The following is a 25387-nucleotide window of genomic DNA, read 5'->3' on the forward strand; positions in this document are numbered from 1 at the left end:
GTTACAATAAAATCATTGGAAGATAGAGGAGAATGACAATGGAAAAAAGATTAGATCATATCGGAGTGGCTGTCCGAAATATTGAAGACAGTATTCATTTTTATACACATGTACTTGGCGGTTCGTTAGTAGACCGCTATCGAAGTGAAGCAGAAGGCGTCGAAAGTGAAATAGCCATTATGGATGTCAAAGGTGACCGTACGGAACTATTGATGCCTACAAACAATACGACATCTCCTATAGCCCGGTTCATTAAACAAAAAGGGAAAGGTGTCCACCACATAGCCTATGATGTGGGCAACCTTGATCAGGCTTTAAAGGAGCTGCAGGAACAAGGCATCCGCACTCTGGAATGGTCCCGCCGCACGAATAAACATGGACGGAGACTAATTTACTTAAACCCCGCTGATACTGAAGGAACAATTATTGAGTATTGTGATTACCCAGAGCAGACTTCATAACAAAGAAAACCCTCACAGCAGCCTTCTGAGGCAGGTGTGAGGGTTCTTTATTTACCGATCCCCTTTTATTTCGAGCGCTTCAGCGATAGGATAATCTTCCGGATCAAGTTCTGTTTCTTTCCCAAGTGCCATTCGTGCAAGTTCAGCACCAAGATAAGGTCCTGACGTTAATCCAGAAGCACCGAGGCCGTTAGCCGCTAGTAATCCATTCCATCCCGGTATTCGTCCAAATACGGGAAGAAAATCTGGTGTGAAAGGGCGGAACCCTACACGTGTCTCTATGAATTCAGTGTCATAGAGTCCGGGAGCAACCTCCAAAGCTTTATCAAAAATATAATGCAGCCCGCCCGCTGTTGTTCTATCATCGAAACCAGCTTCATCTTCATGAGTTGCACCTATAATCAACCGCCCTTCACCAAATGAAAGCATATACTGATTGTTTGGAGGCATTATGACAGGCCAGTCGTCCGTATCCTTCTGACCAACGTTCAAATGAACGATCTGCGCTTTCTGAGCTCTGACTTGAAAGTGTATATCTAACGGTTCAAGTAGTGGTTTAGCCCAAGCTCCTGCAGTAATTAGAACCTCATCCGCTTCGTAAAAGCTTCCATTTGCTTTCACCCCTGTTACTTCATGGTCGTTAAAGCACAGAACAGCTTCACCGTTTATGTGTTGAGCCCCTTTTTTCTCAGCTGCACGTAAGAGTGCATTGCGCAATGCACGCCCGTCTACACGAGCTCCACCGCTTACATGAACGGAACCGTAAGTCTCTGACAGAGGGGGGAAATGCCTTTTCGTTTCTGCTGGAGATAGTTTTGTGACTTCTCCTATTTCCGGGGCATCTTCTCTTCGTTTTAGAGCTCTCTCCACCATTTTATCCAGCTTATTCTCATCTGTATGAAGACTGACGGCCCCTACTTTTCGATAACCTGTTTCGTACTCCCCGGCCTCCTCAAGTTCTTGAATCAAGTCCGGATAATACCTGGCCCCTCCCTTAACGAGCCTGTACCAACGCTTATTGCGCCGCTGAGAGAGCCATGGACATACAATACCGGCCGCTGCATCTGTAGCCTGGCCCTGGTCTTTCCGATCAATGATCGTTACGTGTACTCCTTCTTTCGCTAAATGATAAGCAGTCGAAGCGCCAAGAACGCCTCCACCAACCACGATATATTTCTTCATAGGGAACCCCTTTTTCTGCAAAGTTTATAGACCTATTGTATAGAAGAACAAAGCGCGTCTCAAATGCGTTCCTGCGGATTAATACTTTTACATCCCTCTTTTTTATATTGATCCTGTCTGAAAAACAGTGCACAAAAAAAGACCGCTCAAAGCGGCCTTATCCTTTCATACATTCACATAAGTAAAGATAGCATTCTTCCATAGTACTGACGCAATCGTGCACTCCATCCGCTTCAATTTCAATTAAAGCAAATGAGTTCAGCGTAATAGTAAAAGAAGCAATGCGTATGGAGTTGCTTTTCTCCGTAAGTTTCTGCAGTTCACAGTAAACCGGGTCGTGTTCCCTTTCAACGAAGTCAAACCAGCTTGCCTGCTCCATTTCTTTCCCCCTTCACGAATTGAACTCACCTTAAATGATTCGTGGGTAAGGGGGGAAAAACCTCTATTCTTTTACAACTTCTACTTCCCAGTTTTCATTCACATATAAGCCGATGACATCGACGTTGAATCCCCATGATTTTACCAGGTCCACAGACTCTTTAATCTGCCCCTCTTTTACTTCCCGTTCTACTGGGTTGCCTGCACAATTATGGTGTCCGACAACAGCAACGACATTTGAGCCATGATTGTCTGCTGAAATTTTAATTTTCGCCTGTACGGATACCAGCTGATCTTCCGAACCTTCCAACAAAAATTTCGTTGGACCCGCTTCTGTAATCATATCGATATACTCAGTTCCATAACGTTCCTGCATCCAGTGGATCACAGGCAGCTGAACCCTTCCGTCCATACAGTTAATAGCTGTTGCAAAAGTTTTTTCTGACATCCTAATTCCTCCTCTTAAATTCTCTCTTTTTTATAGTATCATAAACCAAAAGCAGCAAGGAAAAACCTTGCTGCTTCTATTAGTTTATCCCTTCAATCTGCATATCTTCAACTGTTGCTGTCCCATTATCACGAATACGAGCCCCTATTTCCACTTGATCTCCTTCCTGCAGAAAGATGGAGAGTGGCGCTTTACTTGTATTCACCGTATAAATTGTCGTTTCTCCCTCAAGAAGAAATTGAACAGACTGTCTTTCATCTGTAGAAGTGACTAAAACACGGCTGACCACACCACTTTTTTCAGTGAGATCCACACTCTGGCTTCCCTCTACACTGCTTGGATCCTGGGCAATCTGCAGTCGGTAGGCATTTAATGTTTGTTTGGCTGTTTCTCCAAACACCGCAAAGTCTGAATCAGACGCTTTAATATACGCATATTGTTTAAATAAACCATTTGGATCGAGAACATTGACTATCCAAGTCGGATGTCCATCGACGTTATAAAGGACCGGCATCGTTCCTGTCCAGTTTTTCTCTGGATACTGCTTATTAACAATTTGAATGGCGCCTTTACTATCCATAATACCCTGATTCTGCTGTCCATTATAATAGGTGAGCGCTCCCGTCCTTGCGTTGATCAATGTATATCCTAATGCCGAGTCAATGTTCTCTTTAGGTGAAGCCATATCGGTAAAATAGAACATTTCCCCATTCTCATTAAAGATAGGAGTCACACTGCTTTCTGTGCCTGATTCATTTGGAATCTTTACATCTTTTTTACCAAAGATGGAGTTCAGCCATCCATTTACATATTTACCGAAGTACTCATTTTCTGTCGCAGCCAGTTCAGAACTGACGGATCCTTCAATAAATTCCGGAGCCTCAGAAGCATCATACGTCTCTACATCCCCATTAACCGGATCTACAACCGCCACTTTTACTTGATCCATATCAGGGCGGTTGGAGAAAAATAAGGGTTTATAGATGGTTTGTATATACCACGGCTTCCCTTCATCATCTACTTCAATCTGAGCTTCCCCGCTTTGAATAAAATCAGGGTGTTTTCCATAGACGACACGCTGAACATTATGATTAAAATAGCTGGAGTTTGTATAACGCATGTTATTCTCGATAAACTCAGGCTGGGCGTTAATATTTGTTGCTGCAATAGAAAAATACCCTTCCGTCTCTTTCCCACGCAGATATCTCCAAAAGCTCGTAAATTCTACAGGTGCAACATACACAATATCGCCATCTACTCGTTGAGCCTGCAGTTTACCAAGGTCATAAAACTGAGTATTCGGTACAACACTCATGGCTTTCTGTACTTTGTTTCTAGCTGATTCAGGCGCAACAGATATAGGAGTATTTTCTTCATTTAAAGGACGCGCTTCCTCTTCTTCTGATTTAGTTATTGAGTCATAACTGTCCTGGAGTGCCAGAATACTATATACAAACACGCCGATTACTGCAGCTGCTGCAACAAGCATAACCAGGCCGGTTAAGGATCGGTGTGCGGTTTGATACTGCACAGGTACTTTCGCTCCACCATAAACGAGTGGGACAAATAAAACCGCCACAATAATATTCAAAATCAGCATATTAGGAACGGTAATTGTAGGCATAAAAGCGTAAACGACTCCAGTCATCAGGATTAATCCAAAAACAAACGTTCCTAATGCTGTTTTTAAAATCTTTTTCCTCCGCATTCGATTCTTGCTGTAAACGATGATGGTCAAAATTAAAAATAAAAGAAACGATAAAACCGTTGTTATGAAAATACCAACCATACTATGTACTCCCCTTCCATTTCATTTGCTTCATTTACGAAAAAGCTCCCGCTTATGTTTCAATGTTCTATTCATAGTTTACACCTTTATGCAGGTCCATATGAAAAAATATTTTCATAAAAAAATAAAGCAGAACGTTAAGTTCTGCTTTGTTTCTTCCAATAATCAGCAAGTCCCATAGCGCAGACTTCAAAATCCAGTTTCAGAATTTCGTAGACAGGGTGGTCCGGTTGTATCCCATTTTCACTCAAATATGAGGAAACCCGCTGATAAATACGATTCTCGATTCCCTTCATGCCTTCCCCTTGTTCTAATGCATCCTTCGCTTCACTTACAAACACAGGTATCCATTCAGACACTTGATTAAACGCTTGTTCTGAATCATCCGTTACACCAAAATGCCCAAAAAACACACGGGCTGGATTTAATTCATGGAAGCGGTTGATGGAACGCTGCATAGCATCCGGGTCAAATTGATTCGGTGAAGTAGTCGGTAAATAAAATACCAAACCTTCATCAGCTGTCTGATGGTAGCGTATACCAGCTGTATCTCCCGTAAACAGTCCTTCACTAAGAGAATCATAAATACCAATGTGATGCTTGGCATGACCTGGTGTATCGTAAAACGTTAACGTGCGTCTTTTTGAAATAGCTAATGTATCGCCATCTTCTTTTACCATTAACCGCTCCTCCGGGATAGGCACAATAGGATCAAACAAATCATCAAAGTTTTCTCCATAAACTGCACGGGCCCCTTGTATCAGACGTGAGGGATCGGCAAGGTGTCTCCAGCCCTTTTTATGAACAATCACTTCTGCATTAGGACATTCCTGCAAAAGAAGTCCGGCACCGCCCGCATGGTCCAGGTGAATATGAGTCAACACAATATACCGTACGTCTTCAGGAGAGCGTTTTAAGTCTTTCAGCCCCTCCAAAACCCTGGGAACAGAAGGGCTGGGTCCTGTCTCAATAAGTGTAATCTCTTCTTCCATAAATACATATGTACCTGTCCGTCCTTCAAACCCAAGATCAAAACCATCTACTAAGTAAAGATCGTCTCCCAATGCCATCGGCGCTTTCTTTTCCATCCTCTTCACCTCATCTTTTGGAATACTCTTAGTTTACTAGATATTCCCACTCAATGAAAACGTTTACTTAGTTGTGTTGTAAGTCGGGCTAAAGAGAGTAATTGTATCTTGTCACAAAAATGGGCTGGGTGAATATCATAGGTGGTGAGGAGTTGGTTCAAATGACAGATGAAAGAAAAATGCATGAGCAAAGTAATAAAAAGCCGTCCTATGACCAATGCCATAAAATGAAAGATTATCATGTGATGGTAACGATGGAGGACGGCCGCTCGTTTGATGGTATTATTATTGAAGTTTCCAATAATAATGTGACGATGCTTATCAGCGAAGATGTTATGGTGGGCGAAAACGAATCAGACAGTGAACAGCGACAATACGGATATGGCCGCCGTCGATTCAGACGTTTTCGACGCAGTGTGCTTCCTTTAGCTGGAATTACTGCTCTGGCCCTCTTTCCGTACTTCGCCCGTCCGTACCCTTATTACTATCCGTACCCTTATCCTTATCCTTATTATTATTAACAGAGTAGATCCAGGATGTCTCTTATCTCTACTAAGTAAAAGAGCCACCACAAAGCCGAATAAGCTCTGTGGTGGATTTTTTGTTCATAATAAGATACTTTTTTCAATTTCCTTCATCTGGTAGAAATAGCCTTGTCGCTGGATCAATTCTTCATAAGTACCTGATTCTACAACTTCTCCATGATCCATAACGACAATTTGATCCATCTGATCGAGACCTGTTAAACGATGGCTGATTAACACAAGTGTATCCCTTTCTGCCTGATTAAAAAGATGGTCATACATTTTCTTTTCTGTTAGAGCATCCACAGACGACGTCGGTTCATCCAGCAGCCATAAAGGCTTCCCTTTTAAAAGAGCTCTTGCAAAAGCAAGGCGCTGCCTCTCTCCCCCAGACAGATTTTCTCCTTTCTCAAAAACAGGATGGTCCAAATCAATGTCCAGTGCTACCTTTGTTAAAGCATCCTTTAAGGTTTTATCGGATAAGTCATCATTAACAAGCAACAAATTGTCCCGAACCGTTCCATAAAAGAAATGATTCTCCTGCAGAACCACATTGCTGTTCTCCCAAATACTTTCTTCATCTATCCAGTCTATACTCTCACCATTAATGAGAAGGTCTCCGGATTCAGAGGACTGGAATTTCAACATCATTTGGAGCAACGTGGATTTTCCTGACCCGCTGGCTCCGACAACAGCCGTTTTACTTCCAGATGGAATAGAAAGAGAGACATCCTTCAACACCATTCTTTTGTCATTTGGAAACCGGTAGTTTACATGATCCCATCGAAAAGAAGGGGCCTTATTCGTATCAATCAACTGGACTCCTTGTTCTTTATGCTCCTCATCAACCACTGAAAACAAACGCGTTGATGCCCGCTTGCTATCTTCTAAATGACCAGGCAGCACCGCCATAGGCGTAACATTTTCAAAAACCGTTAATGAAATCATCACAAGCATAGCTAGAAATAACCCGTTCAAGTCCCCTTTGGCTGTAAGAAAAGCTCCAAGAGCGAGAACGCCCCAGGAAACAACCAGAGTGACAAAGGTATTCCAGGAATGACTGGCCAGCATCTGCATCCCATCTCTTTCTTGTTCTCTCAGGTAGTTTTCCGAAGACTGTTCCAGCTCCTTTTCCTTTTGTTTAAGCTGCTGGTAAATTTTCAAATCACGGAACCCATATAAAAATTCGGTCGCATCTGTAGAAAGAGACCCTCGTGCTTCGCGCACCTGATTTCCAAGCTTTCTCTGTTTTACAGCGTACCAGGCCGGAATGAACAACCCTGTCAAAGCCAGCCCCAGTAAAAGCACAACAGCGATGGATATAGAGAAAATAGACGTGAATACAATCGTACCTAAGAAGATGATCACAACTACTACTGGAGGATAGTAGACTCTCAGAAAAAAATTCTGCAGGCTTTCCACATCTCCTACAATACGCGCGAGCAGATCTCCGCTTCGGTATTTTTGAAAAATTCGCGGTGCGTGCGGCTCCAGTTTTTTATAAAAAGCTAAGCGCAGATTACTCAAAATCGTAAACGTAGCGCGATGGGAGAAATACCGCTCGGCATAACGGCCAAGCGCCCTTGCAAACCCAAACAATTTGAGAAACGCAATTAAAACTGTCAATGCGTACAACGGCGGCATGAGAGCGGCTTTTGAGATAAGGTATCCACTGGAAGCAAACAGTCCTACAGCTGATATTCCTGCCAAGAATCCAAATACGACAGAAAGCACAATATCTTTTTTCTCTAATACAACAAGCCGGATCACTTCTTGCAAGTCCCTCATAGGCTGTCTCCTCTCTGCTGAGTACCAATCATTTCTCTGTATGCTGGAACGTTTCCCAATAACTCCTCATGAGTGCCGGTATCAACCATCCGTCCTTTATCAAGCAGGACAATTTGGTCCGCATGTGTAATCGTATGCAGGCGGTGTGCGACCGTAATAATTGTTGATGTTGCAGCAAGTTCCCGGATGGATTGCTGCAATATCCGCTCAGTCTTCACATCCAGCCCCGTCGTTGGTTCATCAAAAAGAATAACAGAAGGCTGCTTTAAGAATGTACGAGCCAGTGCCACCCGTTGTTTTTCTCCTCCTGACAGCCCCCTCCCCGCTTCTCCAACGGGAGTATCATAGCCCTTCTCCAAAGAACGAATGAGATCATCGATTCCTGCCTTTTTGGCAGCCGCTTCGATTTCCTCCCTTGTATGCGTCCCCCTTCCTCCAATTGCAATATTCTCTTCGATCGTTCCAGAGAAAAGGTAAGGGTTCTGGGAAATATAGCTGACCTGATCAAACCATTCTTCCTCCTTATAGGCATAGAGTGGCTGTCCATTCACCAGAATCTTTCCAGATACCGGCTTTAATAACCCAGCAAAAAGATTTAAAAGTGTCGATTTACCTGAACCGCTCTTTCCCACAATGGCTATCTGGGATTGAGGAGGAACATTCAGGGTAATCCGGTCCAGGGTGAACCCACCTCCATAGTGAAAACCAACATCTTTTAATTCAATAACCGGGGGGCAATTGCTTTCTATCCTTTCTTCCCCCCATTCTAATTTAAGGCCTTCTTCTTCCAATTCAGCCGTCAATTGACCAGCAGCTCCAGAAGCCCCACGCCCCGTGTGAAAAGCACTACCAAAATCTTTTAACGTCAAATAGAATTCAGGGGCTAAAATTAAGATGAAAAAGGCCGAAAAGAACGAAACACTTTCATAGACAACGAGACGAATCGCAATTTCTAAGGCAATGATTCCAATACTCAGCATGGATATAAACTCCAGCATGAGAGAGGAAACAAACGCCACTTTTAAAACTTCCATCGTCGCATCTCTAAAACCAAGACTGCTCTTCTCAATCTCACTCTCTTGCTGCTTTGATCGATTGAAGAGTTTTAAAGTGGTTAAACCTTGTAGTGTATCCAGGAACTTTCCTGAAAAAGCGGAGAGTTTCTCCATTTGATCTTCTGATTTTTTCTTAGTCATCACACCGATAATTGCCATAAACAAAGGAATAAACGGTGCTGTTATAATCATGATTAACCCAGAATAAAAGTGCTCTGTAAAAACAACTACAAGAATCATAACCGGAAGAATCATCGTTTGGATCATCTGCGGAATATAACTGCTGAAATATCCATCGATCTCATCAACAGAATCCATCAGGACACTGACCTTCCTGCCCGACTGCCCTTGAAGGGACGCATGAATAGGATTGGCTGAGTACTTTTGAATGATGGACTCCCGGTAATGCCGCTTAGCCTTTGAAGCTAACTTCACACCTGTCCTCCCGTTCAGCCAAGTAAATAAAGTTCTTCCCGCCAAGACGATAATTAACCCGCCAAGCAGCGGTACGATTTCACGAAAGCTCTGCTCATCAAGGAAAATACGGTCAACAATGGCCACGAAATAATAGGACTGACCAATAATTGTCCCCCCTAATAATACAGACGTGAGGACCAGCAGCATCAACACTTTTCGATCAGCGAAAGCAAATTTGCTGAGGTGCTTCATCTATGGAAAACTCCTTACACACATTTTTTGTGAAACAATTCACATTATCCTTATTATAATGGATATACAGCGATTATTCTAAAAATAAAACTGAGGATTTTATGAACATATTGTTATCATACATCGTCTCCTTTTAGCCGAGCGGACATACACGCACACCTTCTCTTTTCCCTTTCACAATAAAAAAAGCACCTATTTATAAAGGCGCCTGCATAATAGTTTACATTTATCTAAGAAAGGTTTCTCTACTCCTTCAAAAACGCTTAAATACTCCTTAATCTCTTCCCACAGAAAAGCCTTCAAACATGGGACCGCCATAAGGAGCCAGTAAATCTTTAATTAAAAGGATGACCGCTTCTTTATCCCCATTTTTATAAAAGAGATCAAAACTATCAATAAAACGCTTGGAAAATCCATCGTCAAAGGTTCTCAGCGCCCGGATCATCCATTTAGAAGAACCAGACCATTGACCATTTATACGAAGGTAAAACTCCCCTGCTCGTTCAGCAAGCTCCCCCGCTATTAACAGTGATTCCCCCCGATCTGAACAGCCGATAAAATCATCAAGTGTATCCGTAAGAAAATAACGTTTTTGGTCGATCAACGATTTGGACCATGATTCAGGACCTTTTTGCAGTAGAAGGTTGGCTTCATTTCTTACTGGCTTTAATCTTTCATTTTCTTTGATCGTTCTCCCTTCACTTATCATGCGAGGCATAGAAGGGTGCCCTGCTTCACAGTCTTTTTGAAAGAACTTCCCATAAGAATTCCAATTATGTACAAAGGCTTCCACCGGCCATCCAAATTTATAAAAGGATTCTCGGTATGAGTCAGGGATATCGGAATAGAAGACAATCAAATCTAAATCTGACGTAGTCGTTGCTTCCCCTCTAATTACACTACCCGCCAATAAGGCAGCGTCACATTCCGAATACTTCACATCCACAATTCGTCTCGCGGCATCCATGGCTTTATCTATCATCATGGACTACTCATTCCTTTCTAGTATAAAGTGCACTTGTCCTTATCAAATGGTATGCGTTTAAAACTTCTTCTCTTGAAATCCGTTTCTTTTCCTGCCTAAAACCAGTGTATCATAGTCCATTATCCGTACTTCCCAGAAACGCACCAGGCAGATTGTGATAACTCACAAGGGAAAATTATAATGTGTGTGAGCACAAAAAAACCCTCCTCTCTTTATGAGAGGAGGGTCTAAATTCATGATAAGTTCTGGCTCCAATCTACAACCGCTTCTCCTTCTAAGAAACGTTCCGAATCCATAGCCGCCATACAACCTGTTCCAGCAGCAGTAATCGCCTGCCGGTACTTCTGGTCCTGTACATCCCCGCATGCAAAGATACCAGGAACATTTGTATTGGTCGTACCAGGATCAACTAAAATGTAGCCTTTCTCATCCATATTCAGCTTTCCATCCAGAAATTCTGTGTTCGGGTTGTGTCCAATAGCAACAAAAACACCATCCGTTTCTATCACTTCTTCATTCCCGGAATCGTTGTCTCTCACTTTAACTCCGGTAATTTTGGTACCGTCCGACACCATTTCCAAGGGGGTTTTATTAAGGGACCAAGTGATTTTATCATTATCTTTTGCCCGTGTCTGCATAATTTTCGAGGCTCTCAGTTCGTGACGCCGATGGATAATTTGAACTTCACTTGCAAACTTGGTTAAAAAAGTGGCTTCTTCCATCGCGGAGTCTCCGCCGCCAATAATAATAACTTTCTTGCCCCTAAAGAAGAATCCATCACAAGTGGCACACGTACTTACCCCTCTTCCCATATTCTCTTTTTCACCTGGAATACCGAGAAGTTTAGCTGATGCCCCCGTAGAAATAATCAAGGATTGTGTCTCCACTTCACCTAATCCATCCACCTGAAGTTTGAATGGACGCTCTTCAACATCGACTTCTGTTACCCAGCCTCGTTTAAAAGTGGCGCCAAAACGTTCGGCCTGCTTTTTCATATTATCCATCAGTTCCGGACCCATAATGCCATCAGGGAAGCCTGGGAAATTTTCTACTTCTGTGGTTAGTGTCAACTGGCCGCCTGGTTCCGGCCCCTCAATAACAAGAGGGTTCATATTGGCTCGCGCTAAATAAACAGCAGCCGTAAGTCCAGCAGGTCCTGTTCCTAAAATTATTGATTTGTAGGTCATGAATGCTCCTCCTCTTTAAAAGTTACACGTATTAGTGTTATAACCCTTTTTAACCAAAGTCATGCCTTGAAACCTGACTGAGGATCTCATTCACTTGTAATGTATTCCTACAAAATAGAAATGGACCTACTTTTCTTCTTCAGCGAACTTTTGGATACGAGCTTCAATTTCGTCACGCACACGCTGGAAGAATGCCCACTTCTCTTCCTCTGTACCTTCCGCTTTAGCCGGATCATCAAATCCCCAGTGGTACCGGGTCACATGGGAAGGTGTCATCGGGCATTTATCATTCGCATCTCCGCAGAGAGTGATGGCATAAGCCGCATTATTTAAAATGTCTGGATCAATGATATCAGAGGTCTGATCAGTAATATCGATCTCTACCTCTTTCATCGCTTTTACAGCATTCGGATTTAGACCATGCGCCTCAATCCCGGCTGACTTCACATCATATTTATCTCCTAAATATTTCTTACCAAACCCTTCAGCCATCTGGCTGCGGCAGGAGTTTCCGGTACATAGAAAATAGATAACTGGTTTATTAGACATCTTACATTTCTCCTTTATGTTTCGTTTTGTTAAAGCTTAGCTTTCATTTCATCCTAAAGAGACACTTCTCTATAGGATTAACAACCATAGATAAAGTCCAAAAAGCGTGATCAAAAGGGTCGGAACGGTTAAAATGATGCCGACTTTAAAGTAATATCCCCATGATATACGGAAGCCTTTCATGGATAACACATGAAGCCACAGTAAAGTCGCCAATGACCCGATCGGTGTGATTTTCGGTCCAAGATCTGAACCAATTACATTTGCATAAATTAATGCTTCCCGCATCGTTCCAGTTGTATTTGTATCAGCAATTGCAATGGCATCGATCATGACAGTAGGCATATTATTCATAACAGAAGACAAGATAGCTGCGATAAAGCCCATGGACACGGTAGCAAAGAACAGCCCTTGCGATGCGGTGTACTGCAGAACATCTGCCAGGACATCCGTCAATCCGACATTGCGCAGACCATACACGACGACATACATGCCTATGGAGAAAAATACAATCGCCCACGGTGCTCCTTTAATAACATTTGAAGTATTAACCGCTGCACTCCTTCTCGCCATTAGTAAAAACAAGATGGCAATGATTCCTGCAACTAATGAAACTGGTAAGCCTAGAGGTTCACTTGAAAAATAACCAATTAATAGAACAGCGAGAACACCCCAGGACATACGGAACATACGGTGATCCTGAATCGCTTCTCCTGGCTTTTTTAATTGAGAAAGGTCATAACGATCAGGTATACTCTTTCGGAAAAACACGAATAGAACAAGTATACTTGCAGTTAATGAAAACAGGTTTGGAACAATCATCCTTGAAGCGTACTCCACAAAACCGATATCAAAGAAATCGGCCGATACTATATTAACCAAATTACTAACGATTAAAGGCAGAGACGTGGTATCGGCGATAAAACCACTCGCCATAATAAATGGCAGAATCATGGTTTCTTTAAAATTCAAATTTCTGACCATCGCGAGAACAATCGGCGTTAAGATTAAAGCGGCACCATCATTTGCAAATAAGGCCGCTACGACCGCCCCCAGTAAAGTCACGTATACAAACATCAGCTGCCCATTCCCTTTAGCGGCACGAGCCATATGAAGCGCTGCCCATTCAAAGAAGCCTATTTCGTCCAAAATCAAAGAAATAATAATAATAGCAATAAATGCTAATGTTGCATTCCAGACAATATCTGTAACAGCCAAAACATCCTGGAAGTCAACCACACCAAATATAAGTGCCAGAACTGCACCTCCGCAGGCTGACCATCCGATGCCTAAATCCTTCGGTTGCCATATGACGAGCACAAGTGTAAGTATAAATATTGCTGCTGCTATCCAACCTAAACTCAAAAAAATCCTCCTATCGTCTGCATTGAAGAGGTAAACCTGAATCTTCCAATGCTTTTAGCTTCTCTTTTTGATCTGGGAGATGAGCCAACACCTGGTGAATGATAGGAACAGTCTCATGGGAAGTATTCAGCGAGTAGAAAACCCACCTGCCTCCTCTTCGTTCTTTAACAAGACCACCATCCCTCAATTTTTTTAAATGCTGACTAACCGACGGCTGACTCATTTGTAAAATTTCCACGATTTCACACACACAGCATTCCGTATGCTGCACCAGTGCCATGATTGTCAGACGTGTTGGATCGCCCAATAGCTTTAACGTTTGAGCGGCTTGATCTATATGAAATGTTTCGTTTCCCATCGGATCACCCCTGTAACATTGTATAAGCATACACTTATATGTGCAATGCAAATTTTGTTTTTAATAGATATACCCCGGACAGATAACCAGTCCTATCCTCTCAGCCCAGCATATACTGAATAAGCAAATCTTTTTTGAGAGGTAAGGATTATGTATAGAAAACAAGAATCACTTCGACGACCAAGATTTTGTTTATTTCCCGGATATAAATACTGTGGCCCCGGATGCAGCGGACCTGGCGAACCTTTGAATGCCGTTGATGCAGCCTGTAAGAAGCATGACGAATGCTATCGATATTACAGAGATTACTGCGCTTGTGATGAAGCTTTTATCCGAAGGCTGGAGCGCCTCCAGAATCCCTACACAGAAGAAGGGCGTCAAGCCAGAGTCATCTACAAATATATGAGGTTGCAAAGATTATTCACCTGTTCATTCTAAGAAGGTCTCCATTTAAGTGATCTTCTTATTTTGTGTTTTCTCCCTTTACATAAACGAATGAATTATAATAGAACAATAAGTAGACTTGTCTTTTCAAATAGGAAATATGTGCTTATAATAGTCAACAGCATGCTTTTTATGCTTCGTTAAAACGAGAGGATGTCGTACTAAAAATGAAATTCGAAGAAAGGTTCGATTGGCAGCTCTTTTTTATCATCTGTTGTTTCATCACCGTCAGTTCTGTTGCTCTTTTCAGTGCGCAGCAAAGCACTCAATATAGTGATAATTTCGTACTTAAGCAATTGGTCTGGTATGGGGTCGGTGGAATCGTTATTGGATTTATGCTCCTGGTAGATCCGGAAGATTTCAAAAAAATCAGCTGGTACTTATATGGGTTTGGCATACTGCTGCTTGTAGCACTAATCCTTGCGCCACCGTCCATTGCCCCTGTCATTAAAGGACAAAAAAGCTGGTTTACGCTTCCTGGGTTATCTCTCCAACCGGCAGAGCTTGTAAAAATCTTTACGATACTCGTCTTAGGCCGCATAGCCGTTAACCATAACAGTAAACATCGTTCATCATTTAAAACGGACCTTCTTCTCCTATTAAAACTTGGAGCTGCTGCTGGATTCCCCTTTTTACTAATCATGCAGCAGCCCGACTTAGGAACAGGCCTTGTTTTCATCGCTATTCTTGCTGGTTTTGTTCTTATATCAGGAATTCAGTGGAAAATCATTCTTCCCATCTTCGCATTCATTTCCGCTGCCGGGACAAGTTTGATCTTATTAGCCATTAAAGCTCCGGATATACTGGATCGTTATCTGGGAGTAAAGGAGTACCAGCTCGGTCGAATATACTCTTGGTTCCAGCCCACGAAGTATGAGGATTCCTCCGGGTACCAATTGGTCAAAGCGATGCAGGCCATCGGTTCAGGCCAGCTTTATGGGAAAGGATTTGGAGAAAGAGAAGTTTATCTGCCTGAAGCGCAGACTGATTTTATCTTCAGTATCATTGCTGAGGAATACGGTTTCCTTGGTTCATGTATTGTTATTTTTCTTTTCTTCTTTCTTATTTACCGGTTTACAACCATAGCTTTTAAAGCAAACAGTCCTTACAGCTCATATGTAATGGTCGGAATCATCAGTATGATTGCTTTCCACGTGTTTCAGAATATCGGAATGTCTGTTCAGCTTTTACCGATTACAGGAATCCCGCTGCCATTTATCAGCTACGGGGGGAGTGCCCTGCTTGGAAACCTCATGGCCCTCGGTATTGCTTTTTCAATATCCTATCATCACAAAACCTATATGTTCGGTGAATAAAAAAAGCTTCAGAAGCCTTTACGCTTCTGAAGCTTTTTTATATTTATTCTACCGTTACACTCTTCGCCAGGTTACGTGGTTTATCAACGTCGCAATCACGGTGAAGGGCAGCATAGTAAGAAATCAGCTGAAGTGGAACAACCGACACGAGTGGTGTCAATAAGTCATGAACATGCGGAATGACGAATGCATCTCCATTCTTATCAAGCCCTTTCATACTGATAATCATGCTGTTTGCACCACGCGCTTCCACCTCTTGCACGTTTCCACGAATGGAATAGTTTACGTTTTCTTGAGTCGCCAAAGCAATGACAGGTGTTCCATCTTCAATAAGCGCGATTGTACCATGCTTCAACTCACCACCGGCAAATCCTTCTGCCTGGATATAAGAAATCTCTTTCAGCTTAAGAGAACCTTCAAGACCAACGTAATAATCGATTCCACGCCCGATAAAGAAGCAGTTTCTAGTCGTAGATAGATAATCACGGGCCAGCTCTTCTAACTGTTCTTTCTGATCCGTCAGTGCTTCCATCGCATTCGCTACAATTCCAAGCTCCTGCATCGGGTCAAAATCAAGCTCAATTCCTTTCGCACGAGCTGTATCCACGGCAAGAATCGCAAGCACAGCCATTTGAGCTGTATAGGCTTTCGTTGAAGCTACAGCAATCTCAGGCCCCGCATGCAGGTGCATCGTGTAGTCAGCTTCACGGGAAAGAGTGGATCCTGGTACATTGGTAATCGTCAATGCCGGGTGTCCGAGTTCTTTCGTTTGGACCAGCACAGAACGACTGTCTGCTGTTTCACCACTTTGAGAAATATATACGAACAATGGCTTCTCAGAAAGAAGCGGCATGTTGTAGGAAAACTCACTTGCTACATGAACTTCAACAGGAATGTTTGCCAGTTTTTCAATGAACTGCTTCCCAAGAAGTCCTGCATGATAACTCGTTCCTGCTGCAATAATATAAATCCGGTCGCACTCTTTCATTGCTTCACGAATTTCAGGTTCTAACTTAATTTCATCGTTCTCATTTTGGTACTCCTGGATAATTTTACGGATAACAAAAGGCTGTTCATCAATTTCTTTAAGCATGAAGTGAGGATACGTACCTTTTTCAATATCTGTGGTATCCAACTCCGCTGTGAAAGGTTCACGAGTAACGGTTGTACCATCAAGTTTTTGAATTTCAACAGCATCACGACGGACAATAACCGTTTCTTTATCCATCAATTCCAAAAACTGATCTGTCACATGAAGGGCAGCCATAGAATCACTGGCTACAACATTGAAGCCTTCACCAACACCGACAAGTAAAGGGCTCTTGTTCTTCGCAACATAAATGGTATCTTCATTTTCGCTGTCAATCAGGGCAATCGCATAAGATCCTGTTAACAGTTCAACAGCTTTACGGAATGCTGCTGCTACATCATTCATCTCATTATGAAGTACTTCAATTAACTGAACAATAATTTCTGTGTCTGTTTCACTTTTGAATTCTACGTCACTCAAGTACTCATCACGAACGTCAACATAGTTCTCAATGACACCATTGTGAACAATGGTAAAACGCCCGGATGCACTTTGGTGAGGGTGCGCATTTTCTTTACTCGGAGCGCCGTGCGTAGCCCAGCGTGTATGACCAATTCCAAGCGTTGATTTAACGTTCTCATCAACAGCCTCTCTTAAAGCTGCAATGCGGCCTTTTACCTTTGTAACCTCTACGCCGTCTTGGTTAAGGGTAGCGATTCCGGCAGAATCATAACCGCGATATTCTAGTTTCTCAAGACCATTCAGTAAAATTTCCTTCGTATCATTCTGTCCAATATATCCTACAATTCCACACATAATTGTTGTCCTCCTTGATTATCAAGAGAAGAGCAACGAATGTAAGCACTGGGGCTATTCGTTGCCCCTCTCTCGTAACAGCATTTTTATTGTCACTTGATCCAGATGTCTTGTTCAAAGAGTCGCCTCTTCGGTTTACATTTGGATAATCGACTGAAGTGAGACAGCCGGGAGGCATCCGCCGAATACTCGATCAACCTCCACCTCGTCAACTGTGCTGGTAACGTCCCTTTGGCACAGTCCTGGCGCTTATTATAACTCTTAACCTTACAATCCTCCTCTTCCATTCTAAAATAAAACCCTTCCTGTGCTTTGCCTTATATTTACGTTTCTAAACATATATCCGACAAATTTCACAAGGACAAACCCTATTCTACCTGAGCTTTGTTCAACTGGTCAATACAATTCATAACCGTTACGAAAATGTAAGGACCTTGTAATAAGATATGCACAGGCCGCCACCTTGTGCGACCTGTGTTCTCTTGTGTTTTAGTTATTCTTTAAGCCCAAGTTCCTCGTTTACAACTTGTACGACTTTGTCGCAATAGCGCTCACATTGGTCTTCTGTAGGAGCTTCGACCATAATTCTTACTAAAGGTTCTGTACCTGAAGGACGAACCAGGACACGTCCGCTGTCCCCCATCTCTTCTTCCACTGCCTGAATGGCCTCTTGAATGTGAGGATGCGTTTGGACACGGTTCTTATCAATTACACGAACGTTCTTTAGAACTTGAGGGAACTTTTCCATTTCCGCTGCAAGTTCAGAGAGAGGTCTCCCTGTTTCCTTAATTACATTCACTAATTGGAGAGCTGAGAGCATTCCATCGCCGGTTGTATTATGATCAAGGAATATAATATGACCAGACTGTTCTCCTCCGAGATTATAGCCGCCACGACGCATCTCTTCCATGACATAGCGATCTCCAACTGCTGTTTTATCACTCTTCATTCCGTTAGCTTCAACAGCTTTGTAGAAACCAAGGTTACTCATAACAGTAGATACGACTGTAGAATGGTTGAGCATTCCTTTATCATTCATATGTTTAGCACATATGTACATGATTCTATCACCATCTACGATATTTCCTTTTTCATCAACCGCTATCAACCGGTCACCGTCTCCGTCAAAAGCTAACCCAATATCTGCTTTTTTCTCTTTAACCAGCTGCTGTAATGCTTCCGGATGAGTGGAACCTACTCCATCATTAATATTTAAACCATCTGGAGACGATCCGATGGATGAGATATCTGCTTCTAAATCTGCAAAAAGATGAGAAGCCAGAGATGAAGTTGCTCCGTGAGCACAGTCTAAAGCGATGTGAAGGCCATCGAAATCATAATCCACCGTCTGTTTTAAGTGCTGAAGATACTTCTGGCATCCCTCAAAGTAATCATTACTTTGACCAAGATCTGATCCTGAAGGTCTTGGAAGATCGTCCTCTTCCGCATCAATAAGAGCTTCAATTTCAGCCTCCTGATCGTCTGTCAGTTTAAAACCATCGGGACCAAAAAATTTAATACCGTTATCTTCAACAGGGTTATGAGAAGCAGAAATCATAATGCCTGCCTCAGCTTGGAGAGCTTTTGTCAAAAATGCTACTCCCGGCGTAGAGATGACCCCGAGACGCATCACTTCTGCACCAATGGAGAGCAAACCTGCTGTTAATGCTCCTTCCAGCATTTCACCTGAAATTCTCGTGTCACGACCGATTAATACTTTGGGCCGCTCTACACCTTTTGTAACTACATAGCCGCCATAACGTCCTAATTTAAACGCTAATTCTGGTGTTAATTCTTTATTAGCAACGCCACGAACGCCGTCTGTACCGAAATATTTTCCCATATTCACTGAACCTCTCTTTCTATACTTTCCGCCATTAATCTAATCTTATTATTTGTATTTTCATGGTTTCTTTTTTAACTTGTTTCATCAAGGACATCGATGGTCACTTCAATGGTCTCAGGGTCAACGGAATTAACTCCCTCTGGCAGCGGTACATCCACTTCCAACGTTTGATCTTCTGTTACCTGTGTGACATCTATAGGAACTTCTATAGGTTCATTGATCTTGTCTAAGACATCTTTTGATCCCCTGACCGCTACGTTGTTCACTTCGGTTGTTACAGACTCAATCAAAACCCCTTCCGGCGTCCCGCCCCTTGGAGCAAGTGTTACCGGTATGTCCTTCGATCGCTTAATAATAGGAACAGTGACATTAACAGTTGTCGGATCAACGAGAACATTCAGTTCATTTCCTTGATTATCATAGACCTTTACAGGCGCTTCCTGCTGCTCAATCGTTTGATTTTCCGATCCTACATCAATGATCGCTTTTACGGATGCCACACGTTCCATAACAGAGGAAGCTCCCGTAATGCTGACCTGAGATGGTTCGGCTTCAGGTTCACCAAGTTCTAATGTATCGTCTAAATCAGCTTCATTAAAGTAATCAATATTCACATCAAAAGCTTCTGTCATTTTTTCCTCAATTTCCACTTCAATCATTTTAGGCTCAAGGGTTACAGCCAGTTGATTTGTAATTCCAGAATGCTGAAGAGAAACTTCATGTGTGCCCGGTCCAAGACCGTTAAGATCCGCATAGACAGTGAAATTCTTCTGCCTGGCCACCGGGGCCACAGAGCCCGCAGGTCCTTCTACAGTCACGGACACATCCTGGGGAATCCCACTCACTACATATTCTTCGCTGTCAAAACGAATCTCAAGAGGGATATTTTCCAAAACCTCCATATCCGAAGACGTTTCATTAAAGAATAAAGAATCTGAATCCATATTATTATCAACATTCACCGTTACCCATAGCAGAACTGCTAACATTAGAGAAATAATACGAATGAACCAAACACTCTTAAACCAATTATCCATTCTTTTTCCCCCTCCAGTTCCAGCTCTTCACCGCGGGGGTAGAGTAGTCTAATTCCGTACGCAGGATCTCTTCAAGTTTGACCTGATCAAGGTCACGATGAAGTTCACCATTTTTCGTACAAGAAATTGCACCTGTTTCTTCGGAGACGACGATCGTTAATGCGTCTGTCACTTCACTAATACCCATAGCTGCCCTGTGCCTTGTACCAAGTTCCTTAGAAATGAAAGGACTTTCAGACAAAGGCAGGTAACATGCAGCAGCTACAATTTCATCATCTTTAAGTATAACAGCACCATCATGAAGTGGCGTATTTGGTATAAATATGTTTGTTAGAAGCTCACTTGATAAATGACCGCCTATCCGAATACCGGTTTCCACATAGTCTCCCATACCAGTATCCCTTTCGATCGTAATCAAGGCTCCAATCCGGCGTTTCGCCATATAGTTACATGATTTAATAATGGCTTGCAGCGTCTTCTCCGTATCTTCTTCTTCTGAGTTATTCCTGCTAAAGAAACTACCTCGTCCTAGTTGTTCTAGAGCACGTCGAAGCTCCGGCTGAAACAAGATGATTATCGCTAAAAAACCCCACGTAATTGCTTGTGACATCAGCCATCTTAATGTGGTCAGTCCAAATAAATTACTCAATAACCATATACCCAGGATGACGAAAATCCCTTTCAGGAGCTGAACAGCTTTCGTTCCTTGGATCAGCATGATTAATTTATATACAACAAACCAGACAAGGGCGATATCAACAGTAATCAAAAAATAATCTAAAACATCCATTCCCCCATCAAGCATGCCTACACTTCCTTTTAGATATGATAAAGCTTGAAAAATTCACATTTACCATTATATCACATAACCATTTTCGAATATACGAGAAGTATTTAGTCCCGGGTCTTCCTGCTATCAAACAAAAAAAGAATGGGCACTGCCCACTCTTTTTTTCTCTTATTCTGAATCAAATGAGAAAATATCCATGACCGTCTGCTTCGTGTGGTACCATACCCACTCATAGATTTGGTTTACTTCCGTTAACTCCCCGGAATAAGCACGGAGATCCGACCGATTCAATTGATCATTACTTTGTTCACCAGAAGTATTTTCAAGAATATCCCCATTAATAATCGTTACATCTCCATCAACGGATCCTTCAATTTTTAAGTCTCCATTTCTTACAACCAAGTCTCCTTTAACCGTTACCCCTTCTGGTACGATCACTGTATGATCCCTGATTTCTAAATTTTCTTGTTTAGACACGGTCACCTGCTGATCTTGGTTCCACTCCGTAAGGATTCCTCCAAACATCAAAATAAAGAAGATTGCAGCTGCTGTCAGGAACGGATGCTGCTGAAACTTTCGAATATAAGTCTTATGTTTCTTCTGCTTTGGAAGGCTGTTCATGACATTTGCCGTAAATCTAGGCGGGGCAGACACAGGGGTGGTATTCTTTATTAATGTTGTTGTGCGCTTTAGCTCATGGAAATGGTTTTGGCATGATGAGCATTCCTGCAGGTGATCTCTCAGTCGTCTTTCTTCTTCTTTATATAAGTTCCCATCCAAATATTTATGCATGAGTGCAATGGCTTCTTTATTACAATTCATTCCCTCTCAACTCCTTCACATATGTCGAAGCCTTTTTCGTAATGCTTCCCTGCCTCTGTGAACCCGAGTTTTAACGGTACCAACAGGGATATCCAATACTTCTGCAATTTCCTGCAGGGCCAATTCATCTAAGTAGCGAAGTACGATGACACTTCTATATTTAGGTGGCAGGGCCAAAATTTCTTTGTGAATATGCGTCTGCAACTCCAGACTTTCCACTTCCTCTTCAGGGAGAGCTTGATCAGCGGCCAGCTGGGAGTACATATTTAGTCCATCAGTTCCTCTTACTTCCGCATCCAAGTGGTAATCCGGTTTCTTCTTTCGGATTCGGTCAATCGATAAATTCGTAGCTATCCGATACAGCCATGTAGAAAACTTTCGGCGTTCATCAAACGAATGGAGATTCGTATACGCGCGGATAAACGCTTCTTGAGCAAGATCTTCTGCCTCATATGCATTTCCAACCATTCTAAGGCATATATGATACACTTTGTTTTGATAAAAGGAAACAATGTCTTCAAAAGCCGATTGATTCCCCTTTTTTACTTCTTTAATTTTTTGTTTTATCATGGTTTCCATTTACTATACCTCCGCTATACTTGCGGTCGATATCCTTTACGGATGACCTCGCCCTAAAGTTTCAAAAAAAATTATATTTTTTTCCTAATATAAGTTTAACTTTTTTTAGTATCGGTTATAAAGCTGTAAATGTAAAAAATTTCTTAGGAGGACTACAAAATATGACGCGAGTGACCTCTTTGACGAAGGAAATCGAAGCTTGCCGAGTGGAAATGAGTCGTTTAGCCCGCCTCCATAAGCTAAGCTCTCCCGAAGTTGTGCGTATTAGTGTAAAGTTGGACCATCTTCTAAACGAATATGACAAGATTCAATATAAAAAACAGCAACCTACCTTAAAGAAGGCAAGTTACTGTTAAAATAAATCGTCTTATTTCAGGCTTTCTCCAAATAGAGAACCCATCAGACCAACCGCTACTGTAGCGGTTTTATTTTTTTCATCTAAAATAGGATTAACCTCTACAAATTCCGCTGAAGTAATCATTTCAGATTGATGCAGCATCTCCATAGCCAGATGGCTCTCACGATAGCTTAAACCGCCCATCACAGGTGTTCCCACTCCTGGGGCATCATTTGGATCTAAACCATCTAAATCTAAGCTCAAGTGAACACCGTCTGTACGGTCTTTTAAGTAGTCGACCGACTCTTCAATCACCTGTGTCATCCCCATACGATCCACTTCGTGCATCGTATAGACTTTAATACCTTTTTCTTTTATTAGAACCCTCTCTCCCTCATCTAATGAGCGCGCTCCAATAATAACTATATTTTCTGGTTTAATCTTAGGTTCATAGCCGTGAATACCGGTGAGTTTTTCATGACCAATCCCCAGGCTGACAGCTAGAGGCATACCATGAATATTTCCAGATGGTGAACTATCTGCTGTATTTAAATCACCGTGAGCATCATACCAAATCACACCTAGATTTTCATAATGCTTCGCAACTCCTGCGAGCGTTCCCATAGCAATGCTGTGGTCTCCTCCCAGTACGAGTGGAAAACGGTTATTTTCAATGATTTGATCAACGGTTTCTGCAAGAAGGCTGCTTCCCTCAGCAATTTCATTTAAATTTCTCAAGTTGTCCTGTTTCACATCAGCTTGCTGCTTTGGACGAGGAATCTCAATGTCCCCTAGATCTTCAATCTCATACTTCAGTCGCTCTAATCGTTCAACCATACCTGCATAACGAATAGCACTCGGGCCCATATCCACCCCTCTGCGCATTTGTCCAAGATCCATTGGAACACCAATTACTGAAAGTTGTTTTTTCATTAAAGTTCCTCCTTTATACTCTAGTTTAATTGTATCCGTTTTACTAAAGATGACTCAACCGGACATCATCCTGTATATATATACGACATTCAGTATGAAAACGTATGCTTTTTTGCATGTTTAAAAGGTTTTGTCCTTTTCGGGTAGTCAGGGGTTGAGAGTTAATTGGTCATTTTCAAGGATGGATTCAATTATAAACTTTCCTATCATCAGGAAAATCACTACTTTAATTCTTTAAATATTTAAGGATAATGGAGCAACAATCGGACGGGGTATCTATTAACTTCTTATGTATTCTGCAGTCCCTCTACAACAGCAGGCATTTTATAGATCGCACAGTCCAGGGGCAGCGAATGGAGTCCTGCTTGTCGGGACTCTTCAGTTAAGCTAAATCAAACTGTATGTAAAAAATGAAAACAAAAAACCCGACATCAAGAGATGTCAGGTTACTAGTGGAGCCTAGCGGGATCGAACCGCTGACCTCCTGCGTGCAAAGCAGGCGCTCTCCCAGCTGAGCTAAGGCCCCGTAATGGAGCGGGAGACGGGATTCGAACCCGCGACCCCCACCTTGGCAAGGTGGTGTTCTACCACTGAACTACTCCCGCATTTATAAAGTGAGCCATGAAGGATTCGAACCTTCGACCCTCTGATTAAAAGTCAGATGCTCTACCAACTGAGCTAATGGCTCATAAATAATAAATCATCTTATGGCCGGATTTTATTCTCAAAAAAATGGCTGGGCCAGCTGGATTCGAACCAGCGCATGACGGTACCAAAAACCGTTGCCTTACCGCTTGGCTATGGCCCAATAGTTATAAAAATAGTATATACCATCTAGAGAACAATATACAAACCTCTGATTTATTTTCATAAAAAATAGCTGATTGCTTTCTTATCAGCCTGATTTGATTAAATAAGTAATGGTGGAGGGAGTAGGACTCGAACCTACGAACCCGATGGGAGCGGATTTACAGTCCGCCGCGTTTGGCCAACTTCGCTATCCCTCCACTATATACATATAAGTGGTGCCGGCCAGAGGACTTGAACCCCCAACCTACTGATTACAAATCAGTTGCTCTGCCAGTTGAGCTAGGCCGGCTTTATTTAAATGGTGGAGGATGCAGGGTTCGAACCTGCGACCCCTTGCTTGTAAGGCAAGTGCTCTCCCAGCTGAGCTAATCCTCCGGTTGAAAATAAGTGGTGACCCGTACGGGATTCGAACCCGTGTTACCGCCGTGAAAGGGCGGTGTCTTAACCACTTGACCAACGGGCCATGCAACTAAAAGTTCTTCAGAGCTTCCAGCCGGATTTGAACCGGCGACCCCTTCCTTACCATGGAAGTGCTCTACCACTGAGCTATGGAAGCAAGTGGCTCCAACGGTAGGATTCGAACCTACGACCGATCGGTTAACAGCCGATTGCTCTACCACTGAGCTACGTTGGAATAATGAATAATCTTCAAAAGCAACAAAATAAGGAAAGAGATATCAATGTGGCGGCGTCCTACTCTCACGGGGGTAAACCCGACTACCATCGGCGCTGAAGAGCTTAACTGCTGTGTTCGGCATGGGAACAGGTGTGACCTCTTCGCCTTCACCACCACATCAATAT

At 42.5% G+C, this 25387-nt stretch carries 24 protein-coding genes, 10 tRNA genes, 1 rRNA gene and 1 pseudogene; 6 read left to right on the plus strand and 30 right to left on the minus strand.

Features of this window, described 5'->3' with window-relative positions:
* The first annotated feature begins 38 nt into the window (after nt 1-38).
* A complete protein-coding gene (locus LC036_RS17365) occupies nt 39-461 on the plus strand; it encodes a VOC family protein (protein ID WP_226585603.1) in 423 nt (140 codons plus the stop codon).
* A 51-nt stretch (nt 462-512) separates the two neighbouring features.
* Here LC036_RS17365 and LC036_RS17370 read toward each other — a convergent pair whose 3' ends face one another.
* From LC036_RS17370 to LC036_RS17390, 5 genes are all read right to left on the minus strand, one after another.
* A complete protein-coding gene (locus LC036_RS17370; RefSeq protein WP_226585605.1) occupies nt 513-1643 on the minus strand; it encodes an NAD(P)/FAD-dependent oxidoreductase in 1131 nt (376 codons plus the stop codon).
* 157 nt (nt 1644-1800) lie between these two features.
* The gene (locus tag LC036_RS17375; protein WP_226585606.1) at nt 1801-2022 is read right to left on the minus strand and encodes a hypothetical protein; all 222 of its coding nucleotides are present in this window, start codon (nt 2020-2022) and stop codon (nt 1801-1803) included.
* Between the two features lie 63 nt (nt 2023-2085).
* Entirely contained in the window at nt 2086-2469 is a 384-nt protein-coding gene (locus tag LC036_RS17380) for a carbonic anhydrase (RefSeq protein ID WP_226585608.1), read from the minus strand.
* Between the two features lie 79 nt (nt 2470-2548).
* The gene (locus tag LC036_RS17385; protein WP_226585610.1) at nt 2549-4258 is read right to left on the minus strand and encodes a DNA-binding protein; all 1710 of its coding nucleotides are present in this window, start codon (nt 4256-4258) and stop codon (nt 2549-2551) included.
* 137 nt (nt 4259-4395) lie between these two features.
* The gene (locus LC036_RS17390; protein ID WP_226585612.1) at nt 4396-5346 is read right to left on the minus strand and encodes an MBL fold metallo-hydrolase; all 951 of its coding nucleotides are present in this window, start codon (nt 5344-5346) and stop codon (nt 4396-4398) included.
* A 101-nt stretch (nt 5347-5447) separates the two neighbouring features.
* Between LC036_RS17390 and LC036_RS17395 the strand changes: the two genes are divergently transcribed.
* Complete coding sequence (locus LC036_RS17395) at nt 5448-5867, plus strand: hypothetical protein (protein ID WP_226585614.1); 420 nt, start codon at nt 5448-5450, stop codon at nt 5865-5867.
* 84 nt (nt 5868-5951) lie between these two features.
* Here the strand turns inward: LC036_RS17395 and cydC are convergent, their stop codons facing one another.
* The 7 genes from cydC to LC036_RS17430 all read right to left on the minus strand — a co-directional run bounded on the left by cydC (nt 5952) and on the right by LC036_RS17430 (nt 13826).
* Entirely contained in the window at nt 5952-7658 is a 1707-nt protein-coding gene (gene cydC, locus LC036_RS17400) for a thiol reductant ABC exporter subunit CydC (RefSeq protein WP_226585622.1), read from the minus strand.
* On the minus strand, nt 7655-9382 hold the full coding sequence (gene cydD, locus LC036_RS17405) for a thiol reductant ABC exporter subunit CydD (RefSeq protein WP_226585631.1): 1728 nt from the start codon (nt 9380-9382) through the stop codon (nt 7655-7657). Before cydD ends, cydC begins: the two co-directional genes overlap by 4 nt.
* A 274-nt stretch (nt 9383-9656) precedes the next feature.
* A complete protein-coding gene (locus tag LC036_RS17410; RefSeq protein ID WP_226585703.1) occupies nt 9657-10364 on the minus strand; it encodes a nucleotidyltransferase domain-containing protein in 708 nt (235 codons plus the stop codon).
* A 236-nt stretch (nt 10365-10600) separates the two neighbouring features.
* The gene (gene trxB / locus LC036_RS17415) at nt 10601-11554 is read right to left on the minus strand and encodes a thioredoxin-disulfide reductase (RefSeq protein WP_226585633.1); all 954 of its coding nucleotides are present in this window, start codon (nt 11552-11554) and stop codon (nt 10601-10603) included.
* Nucleotides 11555-11680: 126 nt separating this feature from the next.
* Nucleotides 11681-12103 (minus strand): arsenate reductase (thioredoxin), encoded by a 423-nt coding sequence (gene arsC / locus LC036_RS17420; RefSeq protein ID WP_226585635.1) that lies wholly within the window; start codon nt 12101-12103, stop codon nt 11681-11683.
* A gap of 69 nt (nt 12104-12172) precedes the next feature.
* Entirely contained in the window at nt 12173-13468 is a 1296-nt protein-coding gene (locus tag LC036_RS17425) for an arsenic transporter (protein WP_226585637.1), read from the minus strand.
* A 10-nt stretch (nt 13469-13478) separates the two neighbouring features.
* The gene (locus tag LC036_RS17430) at nt 13479-13826 is read right to left on the minus strand and encodes an ArsR/SmtB family transcription factor (RefSeq protein WP_226585645.1); all 348 of its coding nucleotides are present in this window, start codon (nt 13824-13826) and stop codon (nt 13479-13481) included.
* Between the two features lie 150 nt (nt 13827-13976).
* Here LC036_RS17430 and LC036_RS18635 point away from each other — a divergent pair.
* The 3 genes and pseudogenes from LC036_RS18635 to LC036_RS17440 form a co-directional block, all read left to right on the plus strand.
* Nucleotides 13977-14081: pseudogene (locus LC036_RS18635) on the plus strand (phospholipase); the annotation flags it as partial.
* A complete protein-coding gene (locus LC036_RS18640) occupies nt 14077-14232 on the plus strand; it encodes a hypothetical protein (RefSeq protein WP_413229995.1) in 156 nt (51 codons plus the stop codon). The pseudogene LC036_RS18635 and the gene LC036_RS18640, both read left to right, overlap by 5 nt.
* A 205-nt stretch (nt 14233-14437) precedes the next feature.
* Entirely contained in the window at nt 14438-15586 is a 1149-nt protein-coding gene (locus LC036_RS17440) for an FtsW/RodA/SpoVE family cell cycle protein (RefSeq protein WP_226585648.1), read from the plus strand.
* 43 nt (nt 15587-15629) lie between these two features.
* Here LC036_RS17440 and glmS read toward each other — a convergent pair whose 3' ends face one another.
* From glmS to sigW, 6 genes are all read right to left on the minus strand, one after another.
* Nucleotides 15630-17432, minus strand: a complete 1803-nt coding sequence (gene glmS, locus LC036_RS17445) for a glutamine--fructose-6-phosphate transaminase (isomerizing) (protein WP_226585650.1) — start codon at nt 17430-17432, stop codon at nt 15630-15632.
* A 493-nt stretch (nt 17433-17925) separates the two neighbouring features.
* Nucleotides 17926-19275, minus strand: coding sequence for a phosphoglucosamine mutase (glmM, locus tag LC036_RS17450; RefSeq protein ID WP_226585660.1), 1350 nt, complete (start codon nt 19273-19275; stop codon nt 17926-17928).
* A gap of 74 nt (nt 19276-19349) precedes the next feature.
* Nucleotides 19350-20315 (minus strand): YbbR-like domain-containing protein, encoded by a 966-nt coding sequence (locus tag LC036_RS17455; protein ID WP_226585662.1) that lies wholly within the window; start codon nt 20313-20315, stop codon nt 19350-19352.
* Nucleotides 20308-21120 carry a diadenylate cyclase CdaA gene (gene cdaA / locus LC036_RS17460; protein ID WP_226585671.1) on the minus strand — a complete coding sequence of 271 codons (813 nt, stop codon included), beginning with the start codon at nt 21118-21120 and terminating at the stop codon, nt 20308-20310. Before cdaA ends, LC036_RS17455 begins: the two co-directional genes overlap by 8 nt.
* A 153-nt stretch (nt 21121-21273) precedes the next feature.
* Complete coding sequence (locus LC036_RS17465) at nt 21274-21927, minus strand: zf-HC2 domain-containing protein (protein ID WP_226585673.1); 654 nt, start codon at nt 21925-21927, stop codon at nt 21274-21276.
* A gap of 15 nt (nt 21928-21942) precedes the next feature.
* Nucleotides 21943-22506, minus strand: coding sequence for an RNA polymerase sigma factor SigW (sigW, locus tag LC036_RS17470; RefSeq protein ID WP_226585675.1), 564 nt, complete (start codon nt 22504-22506; stop codon nt 21943-21945).
* Between the two features lie 161 nt (nt 22507-22667).
* On the opposite strand from sigW, the gene LC036_RS17475 reads away from it, so the two are divergent.
* On the plus strand, nt 22668-22862 hold the full coding sequence (locus LC036_RS17475; protein ID WP_226585677.1) for an aspartyl-phosphate phosphatase Spo0E family protein: 195 nt from the start codon (nt 22668-22670) through the stop codon (nt 22860-22862).
* Nucleotides 22863-22873: 11 nt separating this feature from the next.
* Here LC036_RS17475 and rocF read toward each other — a convergent pair whose 3' ends face one another.
* The 12 genes from rocF to rrf form a co-directional block, all read right to left on the minus strand.
* Nucleotides 22874-23776 carry an arginase gene (rocF, locus tag LC036_RS17480; protein ID WP_226585686.1) on the minus strand — a complete coding sequence of 301 codons (903 nt, stop codon included), beginning with the start codon at nt 23774-23776 and terminating at the stop codon, nt 22874-22876.
* Nucleotides 23777-24229: 453 nt separating this feature from the next.
* Nucleotides 24230-24302, minus strand: a tRNA-Ala gene (locus LC036_RS17485).
* A gap of 4 nt (nt 24303-24306) precedes the next feature.
* Nucleotides 24307-24381 (minus strand) — tRNA-Gly (locus LC036_RS17490).
* A gap of 10 nt (nt 24382-24391) precedes the next feature.
* Nucleotides 24392-24464: transfer RNA gene (locus LC036_RS17495), tRNA-Lys, on the minus strand.
* Between the two features lie 45 nt (nt 24465-24509).
* Nucleotides 24510-24584: transfer RNA gene (locus tag LC036_RS17500), tRNA-Gln, on the minus strand.
* A gap of 113 nt (nt 24585-24697) precedes the next feature.
* Nucleotides 24698-24783, minus strand: a tRNA-Tyr gene (locus LC036_RS17505).
* 16 nt (nt 24784-24799) lie between these two features.
* Nucleotides 24800-24875 (minus strand) — tRNA-Thr (locus LC036_RS17510).
* A gap of 10 nt (nt 24876-24885) precedes the next feature.
* Nucleotides 24886-24961, minus strand: a tRNA-Val gene (locus LC036_RS17515).
* Nucleotides 24962-24974: 13 nt separating this feature from the next.
* Nucleotides 24975-25049: transfer RNA gene (locus LC036_RS17520), tRNA-Glu, on the minus strand.
* A 21-nt stretch (nt 25050-25070) separates the two neighbouring features.
* Nucleotides 25071-25142, minus strand: a tRNA-Thr gene (locus LC036_RS17525).
* A gap of 3 nt (nt 25143-25145) precedes the next feature.
* Nucleotides 25146-25220: transfer RNA gene (locus tag LC036_RS17530), tRNA-Asn, on the minus strand.
* Between the two features lie 46 nt (nt 25221-25266).
* A 5S ribosomal RNA gene (gene rrf, locus LC036_RS17535) occupies nt 25267-25380 on the minus strand.
* Between the last annotated feature and the right edge of the window lie 7 nt (nt 25381-25387).

The sequence above is a fragment of the Halobacillus litoralis genome, assembly GCF_020524025.1.
Taxonomy (GTDB): domain Bacteria; phylum Bacillota; class Bacilli; order Bacillales; family Halobacillaceae; genus Halobacillus; species Halobacillus litoralis_D.

Bases quoted from the DNA above. Each gene is read 5' to 3' on its own strand.
- LC036_RS17465 (WP_226585673.1), bottom strand. From the start codon at position 21,927: ATGAATTGTAATAAAGAAGCCATTGCACTCATGCATAAATATTTGGAT.
- LC036_RS17410 (WP_226585703.1), bottom strand. From the start codon at position 10,364: ATGATAGATAAAGCCATGGATGCCGCGAGACGAATTGTGGATGTGAAG.
- rocF (WP_226585686.1), bottom strand. From the start codon at position 23,776: ATGAAAAAACAACTTTCAGTAATTGGTGTTCCAATGGATCTTGGACAA.
- LC036_RS17455 (WP_226585662.1), bottom strand. From the start codon at position 20,315: ATGGATAATTGGTTTAAGAGTGTTTGGTTCATTCGTATTATTTCTCTA.
- sigW (WP_226585675.1), bottom strand. From the start codon at position 22,506: ATGGAAACCATGATAAAACAAAAAATTAAAGAAGTAAAAAAGGGGAAT.
- cdaA (WP_226585671.1), bottom strand. From the start codon at position 21,120: ATGCTTGATGGGGGAATGGATGTTTTAGATTATTTTTTGATTACTGTT.
- glmM (WP_226585660.1), bottom strand. From the start codon at position 19,275: ATGGGAAAATATTTCGGTACAGACGGCGTTCGTGGCGTTGCTAATAAA.
- LC036_RS17385 (WP_226585610.1), bottom strand. From the start codon at position 4,258: ATGGTTGGTATTTTCATAACAACGGTTTTATCGTTTCTTTTATTTTTA.
- LC036_RS17370 (WP_226585605.1), bottom strand. From the start codon at position 1,643: ATGAAGAAATATATCGTGGTTGGTGGAGGCGTTCTTGGCGCTTCGACT.
- arsC (WP_226585635.1), bottom strand. From the start codon at position 12,103: ATGTCTAATAAACCAGTTATCTATTTTCTATGTACCGGAAACTCCTGC.
- cydC (WP_226585622.1), bottom strand. From the start codon at position 7,658: ATGAGGGACTTGCAAGAAGTGATCCGGCTTGTTGTATTAGAGAAAAAA.
- LC036_RS17365 (WP_226585603.1), top strand. From the start codon at position 39: ATGGAAAAAAGATTAGATCATATCGGAGTGGCTGTCCGAAATATTGAA.
- cydD (WP_226585631.1), bottom strand. From the start codon at position 9,382: ATGAAGCACCTCAGCAAATTTGCTTTCGCTGATCGAAAAGTGTTGATG.
- LC036_RS17390 (WP_226585612.1), bottom strand. From the start codon at position 5,346: ATGGAAAAGAAAGCGCCGATGGCATTGGGAGACGATCTTTACTTAGTA.
- LC036_RS17380 (WP_226585608.1), bottom strand. From the start codon at position 2,469: ATGTCAGAAAAAACTTTTGCAACAGCTATTAACTGTATGGACGGAAGG.
- LC036_RS17375 (WP_226585606.1), bottom strand. From the start codon at position 2,022: ATGGAGCAGGCAAGCTGGTTTGACTTCGTTGAAAGGGAACACGACCCG.
- glmS (WP_226585650.1), bottom strand. From the start codon at position 17,432: ATGTGTGGAATTGTAGGATATATTGGACAGAATGATACGAAGGAAATT.
- LC036_RS17475 (WP_226585677.1), top strand. From the start codon at position 22,668: ATGACGCGAGTGACCTCTTTGACGAAGGAAATCGAAGCTTGCCGAGTG.
- trxB (WP_226585633.1), bottom strand. From the start codon at position 11,554: ATGACCTACAAATCAATAATTTTAGGAACAGGACCTGCTGGACTTACG.
- LC036_RS17440 (WP_226585648.1), top strand. From the start codon at position 14,438: ATGAAATTCGAAGAAAGGTTCGATTGGCAGCTCTTTTTTATCATCTGT.
- LC036_RS18640 (WP_413229995.1), top strand. From the start codon at position 14,077: ATGCCGTTGATGCAGCCTGTAAGAAGCATGACGAATGCTATCGATATT.
- LC036_RS17430 (WP_226585645.1), bottom strand. From the start codon at position 13,826: ATGGGAAACGAAACATTTCATATAGATCAAGCCGCTCAAACGTTAAAG.